Source organism: Rhodococcus tukisamuensis NBRC 100609 (assembly GCF_001894985.1).
GTDB classification, from domain to species: Bacteria; Actinomycetota; Actinomycetes; order Mycobacteriales; family Mycobacteriaceae; genus Rhodococcus_G; species Rhodococcus_G tukisamuensis.
In genome coordinates, this window is record NZ_BCXG01000007.1 from 17,922 (window position 1) to 22,556 (window position 4,635).

Consider the following 4,635-nt stretch of genomic DNA (forward strand, 5'->3'; position numbering starts at 1 on the left):
ATTCGGCAAACCATCGAAGTTCAGTGACGGGCTTGAACACCTACGAATCTGGTCCTTGGACGCGTGGGCAGCTAGGACCCCCAGGGCTGGCCACATGCCGCCCTGGGGTGACTGTTTCTCACCCAGGTGTTGCATCGATATGGCGGGCGGCTAGGTACAGCTAGGGCATGTCTCCCAACTCGCAATAGCAGGATCCGATCAGCGACACTGGGCGTCGTGTCACGTACCGAGTACCTGTCCGACGCCCAGTGGGCGTTGATCGAACCGTTGCTGCCGTCTGTCGGCGAACAGGGCGGACGTCCCTTCCGCAACAAGAAGGCCGAACTCGTTGGCGCGAGCCCGTTCCGCGGCTCGCCGGTGCCGCTCTGGGCGTCCGATCACACCGGCGTGGTGGCCGAACTGAAGCTCAAGTAGCGACTCTCGGTCACCGGATGGCGACAGGTTTGTCGCGTATCCCGGTCGGCCCACGAGAAGAACCACGCCCCACGGTCACACGGGGTGTTTCGGGTGCCTGCAAGAGGAAGCCCACCTGGTCGAGCTGCACCGCGCCGGCCAGCACACCACCACCGAACTCGCCGAACTGTTCAACGTCGCCCGCTCCACCGTCTACCGCGCCATCCGCCGCGCGGGAATCGAGCCGTCCGCGACGGATTGACTCCGAGCTGTGGCCCGTGTTCACACGATGCCGACAAGCTGCGGCACGCTTTCCCAACGGGTTTCGACCTGAATTGTCTCAACTCGCTCAGCGAAAGCTGCGCAGGACGATCTTCGTGCTCGGTCATATCCGCCCGAAAGTTCCCGAGTACTACGGCTACCCCATGAGAGGCGCGGCGCAACGCTGGAACGCCCAGGAGGATCCGCTGCCCTCTCCGGCGATGCACCGGGTGTCAAGGACGACGTCGCGCCGATCGGCCGGCTGGGTCCGCAGCCTCGCTGGTCGAACAGCACCGCCCGAAATGCACTGGGGTCGAAGAATCTGCGCATCCCGGGTGTGCAACCCGACCCCGGGCCGCCGTGCAGACAGACCGCGGGGATTCCGGCCGGGTTGCCGACCGCCTCCCAGTACAGGAAGTTGAGCAATACCCGGCCGTGGATCCGTTCGAATCCGCGGCGCGCGGGCGAAGGCTCAGCGGATCGACGACGTTCCCTCGATGGCAGCCAGCTTGTTCGTCAGGTCGGCCCCCACCGTCGCGATGTACGGTTCGTCGACGATCTGGATGTGGTCGCAGCCGACGTGGACGATCTCCAGGTTCTTCACCGCTCCACCCCAGCCTCCGTCGGGCCGCCTTGTCCCGAACGCCGGCTCGAGCGCGATCTGGTCGTCCAGGTACGTCTCGGCCATGTACAGCACGACGTTGCCGTCGTAGGCCTCGTCGAGGTCGGTGGCCGGGATGGCCCGGTTGTCGAGCCACGACGTGCGCTGGTGCTCGATGATGCCGGCGGGGATCTTGGCGCCGCTCATCCGGAGCAGGTCCATCAGGATCTTGATCTGCTCCTCGTCGCTGCCGGCGGCGGCGAGCTGGTCGTAGGGCAGTGGGGCGTCGACGTTGTAGGTCTTCTTCGCGAACGCGGCGTACCGCTGCCAGCGGGCCTTGACCTCCTCCGGAGTGTCCTCGACCTTCTCCCCGGGCAGGACGGTGTCGATCAGGCCGACGATCCGGACGTCGGCGCCCTCCTGGCGGAGTCGTTTCGCGACCGCGTACGCGAGTGCGCCGCCGAAGGACCAGCCGTACAACACGAACGGGCCGTCGCCCTGGATCTTGCGGAGCAGGGGGACGTATTCCTCGGCGCGTACCTCGAGCGGGCCCTCCACGCGTTCGAGACCGAACATCGGGGTGTGGGCCGGCAGGCGCTTGAGCAGCGGCTCGTACGCGACCGTCGAACCGCCGGCCGGGTGGAACACGAACACCGGCACCGCGTTCGAGCCCTCGACGCGGGGACGGAGGGTCCGGACGAGGCCGTCGATCCTGAGGCCGTCCTCGAGGTGCCGGCGCACGGATTCGGCGAGCTGCTCGATGGTCTCGGCGTCGAGGACGTCGTCGACGGTGATGTCGCCGCCGGCCCGCTCGGTGAGTCGCGCGGCCAACTTCTCCGCGGTCACGTCGTCGAGGATCGGCAGCGTCGCGAAGATGCTCTTCGCGGACCTGCCGGTGACGACCGCCCACGTCGCGAAGGCGAGCCGTTCCGCCGCGTCGCGCGGCGGGACGTCGATGTCGCCGGACCCGGCGGGCACGTCCTCGGCCACCGGTTCGGGGGCCGCGACCTGCACGTCCTCCCGTTCGAGCTGCTGCTTCGCCGCCAGCGCCGCCACCTCGTCGCGGTTCTCCACGGCGTAGCGCAGGTACTGCGCGACGTCGTGCAGGCTCGCGTCCTTGACCGCGGCGAGCTGCAACTGCGGGATGTCGAACTCGTACTCGACGCGGTTCTTGATCCGCACCGCCATCAGCGAGTCGAGACCCAGCTCGATGAGCGGGATCTCGGCGGGCAGGTCCTCGGCCGCGTAGCCCATGGACTCGGCGACGATGAGAGTCAGCCGGTCGTCGATGGTCTGCGACCCCGTCGGGTCCCACCGGTCGCCGAGGATGTCGACCACTTCGGGAAGCTCCTCCACCACCGTCGACGTTGCCGTGACCGCAACGACCGGCTCCGGAATCTCCTCGCCCGACGAGACGACGGCCTCACACAGCAGCGCAAATCCCGCCGCATTCACGACAACTGAGGTGGTGTCCTCGGACCTGCAGTGAACCTGAACCGCTGCCCCACCCGGGTGCCGCAGCATGGTCACGCTGAGGGTCCCCGCGGACGGCACGTCGCCATGGCAAACGGACGCGACCACAGAGGCCTGCGGAAGCACCTGTGCCGCAACGGTGGTGGCCAGGTCCTCGAAGTCGGAGACGGCCGACGCCGGCAGCTCCCACGCGTGGCGACCGTCCGGCAGTGCCACCCGCGCGCCCGAGGCCACTGCGCGGTCTGGAGAAACTGCGCAGCCGGGAGATTCCGGGGCGTGGGCGGTGCCGCGATCCGCTCGTGCGGTACCGGCCTGAGCCCCGTCCTCGCTGGTCAACTGTCCGTTCGTCATTCAGTCATTCCCTCCCCTGACGGTGACGTCCGGCCCTTCTTGCGACCCGGCGCCAGCGCAGATGCGAAACCGACAGAACCCGGCATTCGTCCCCACCCCGGATTCAGAACGCGACGATCATGACACGACGACGGCGCCCGATCGCCGATCACGGGAAATCGTCAGTGATTCGGGCGCGCTGACCATGGGTGCAGAATGGGTCACCGTCGAATCCCGTCCCGGGAGGCGATCGGTGACAGCTCGGAAGAACGCCGGCGCGGCCCCCAAGGTGCGAACCAGCGACGTCATCGCGTTCCGTCTCCGTGCGCACCATCTCACCGGTCGGCAACGTGCCGACAAGCTGCACGACGTGGCGGGTACGTGCGGAATTCAGAACAGTCCGCCTGGTTCGGCGTTGCTCGCACTGCATGCCCGCGTCGCGGCCGTGACACCGGACCGCCTCGACCGCGACGGCAGCCGGGCGTGGATCCTGGCCGACGATCTGGACGCCCTGCGGTCGCCGGTGGCCCCGGCGGGCGGGGTGCGGCTGCTACCGCCGGGCGACCCCTACACCCAAATGCGTGATCGGGACACCATCGTCGACGCGAAACACCATCGCGAGGTGTGGAAGTCGGTCGGCGCGCCCGGCGCGGTGCTGGCCGACGGCACGATCGTCGGAACCTGGCGGCCCCGCAAGAGCGGTCGGACGCTGTCCCTGACGGTGAGGACTTTCCGGTCGCTGCGCAGCGAGCTCCACGAACAGCTGCGCTTGGAAGCCGACCACGTCGGCGAGATACGCGGGGCGTCGGTGGTACAGGTCAAGTTCGAGGACACGGCACTGATCACCGCGGAGCGGAGAGTTGCCGGTCACGTGCCCATGTCGGCCGTCGCCGTTCCGTACTGTGGGCGCCCAGCGGGTCGGCAGACCTGGATCGTCACTCCGCTTGGGGTGGTTCGCGTTTCGACCAGTTCGAGCGCCATGTCCGGGCCGGTGCAGGGGAACAGTCGCGTGCCGTCGCCCACGACCACGGGGAAGGTGAGCAGGTTCATCTCGTCGACGAGGTCGTCGGCGAGCAGCCACCGGATCAGGGCGCCGCTGCCGTGCACCTGCAGCTCCCGACCCAGCAACGCCTTCAACTCGCCGACGGAGGCCGCGAAATCACGGGAGAGCACAGTCGTGTCCGCCCACCGCGGGGTCGGTGAGCGTGGTCGAAGCCACGTACTTGGGCAGCGTGTTCAACGGCACCGCCGTGGGGTTGTCACCCGGATCGGCCATCGCCCCCAGTAACCGGCAAAGACCCGTTGGTCCGCCTGCCGAACAGGAACGCGTCAGCACGCCCGTAGACCTGGTTGACGAACGTCGCGCCCGCGTTGTCGAAGTACGGCACGGTCCATCCGCCGCGCTCGAACCCACCGCTGCGGTCCTCGTCGGGCCCGCCCGGCCCCTGCATCACCCCGTCGACCGAGACGAACGTGGTGGTCGTCAGCTTCATGTCGACGTTCCCTTCTCCCGTTCCGGCGTCGCTCGTCTGTACGGACCGGCGAGCTGTCGGCGTGACCGGGGGCGGTCGAGCGGA

General features: G+C 68.2%; 3 protein-coding genes and 4 pseudogenes. 3 read left to right on the forward strand and 4 right to left on the reverse strand.

The window, feature by feature from the left end; translation table 11 throughout:
* Positions 1–216: 216 nt before the first annotated feature.
* Both RT2_RS09960 and RT2_RS09965 read left to right on the forward strand, forming a co-directional pair.
* Positions 217–414 (forward strand): transposase, encoded by a 198-nt coding sequence (locus RT2_RS09960; protein ID WP_072844645.1) that lies wholly within the window; start codon positions 217–219, stop codon positions 412–414.
* A gap of 112 nt (positions 415–526) precedes the next feature.
* Positions 527–655, forward strand: a pseudogene (locus RT2_RS09965) (helix-turn-helix domain-containing protein); the annotation flags it as partial.
* Positions 656–900: 245 nt separating this feature from the next.
* Here RT2_RS09965 and RT2_RS26345 read toward each other — a convergent pair.
* Both RT2_RS26345 and RT2_RS09975 read right to left on the reverse strand, forming a co-directional pair.
* A pseudogene (locus RT2_RS26345) lies at positions 901–1,068 on the reverse strand (prolyl aminopeptidase); the annotation flags it as partial.
* A 58-nt stretch (positions 1,069–1,126) separates the two neighbouring features.
* Positions 1,127–2,953 (reverse strand): annotated as a pseudogene (locus tag RT2_RS09975) (thioesterase domain-containing protein); the annotation flags it as partial.
* 310 nt (positions 2,954–3,263) lie between these two features.
* Between RT2_RS09975 and RT2_RS25815 the strand changes: the two are divergent.
* Positions 3,264–3,833 (forward strand): annotated as a pseudogene (locus tag RT2_RS25815) (DNA glycosylase AlkZ-like family protein); the annotation flags it as partial.
* A gap of 92 nt (positions 3,834–3,925) precedes the next feature.
* On the opposite strand, the gene RT2_RS26350 reads toward RT2_RS25815, so the two are convergent.
* Positions 3,926–4,231: a dihydrofolate reductase family protein gene (locus tag RT2_RS26350; protein WP_245709271.1), complete on the reverse strand. Its 306-nt coding sequence runs from the start codon at positions 4,229–4,231 to the stop codon at positions 3,926–3,928.
* A gap of 86 nt (positions 4,232–4,317) precedes the next feature.
* Positions 4,318–4,551, reverse strand: a complete 234-nt coding sequence (locus RT2_RS26355; RefSeq protein ID WP_245709270.1) for a dihydrofolate reductase family protein — start codon at positions 4,549–4,551, stop codon at positions 4,318–4,320.
* Between the last annotated feature and the right edge of the window lie 84 nt (positions 4,552–4,635).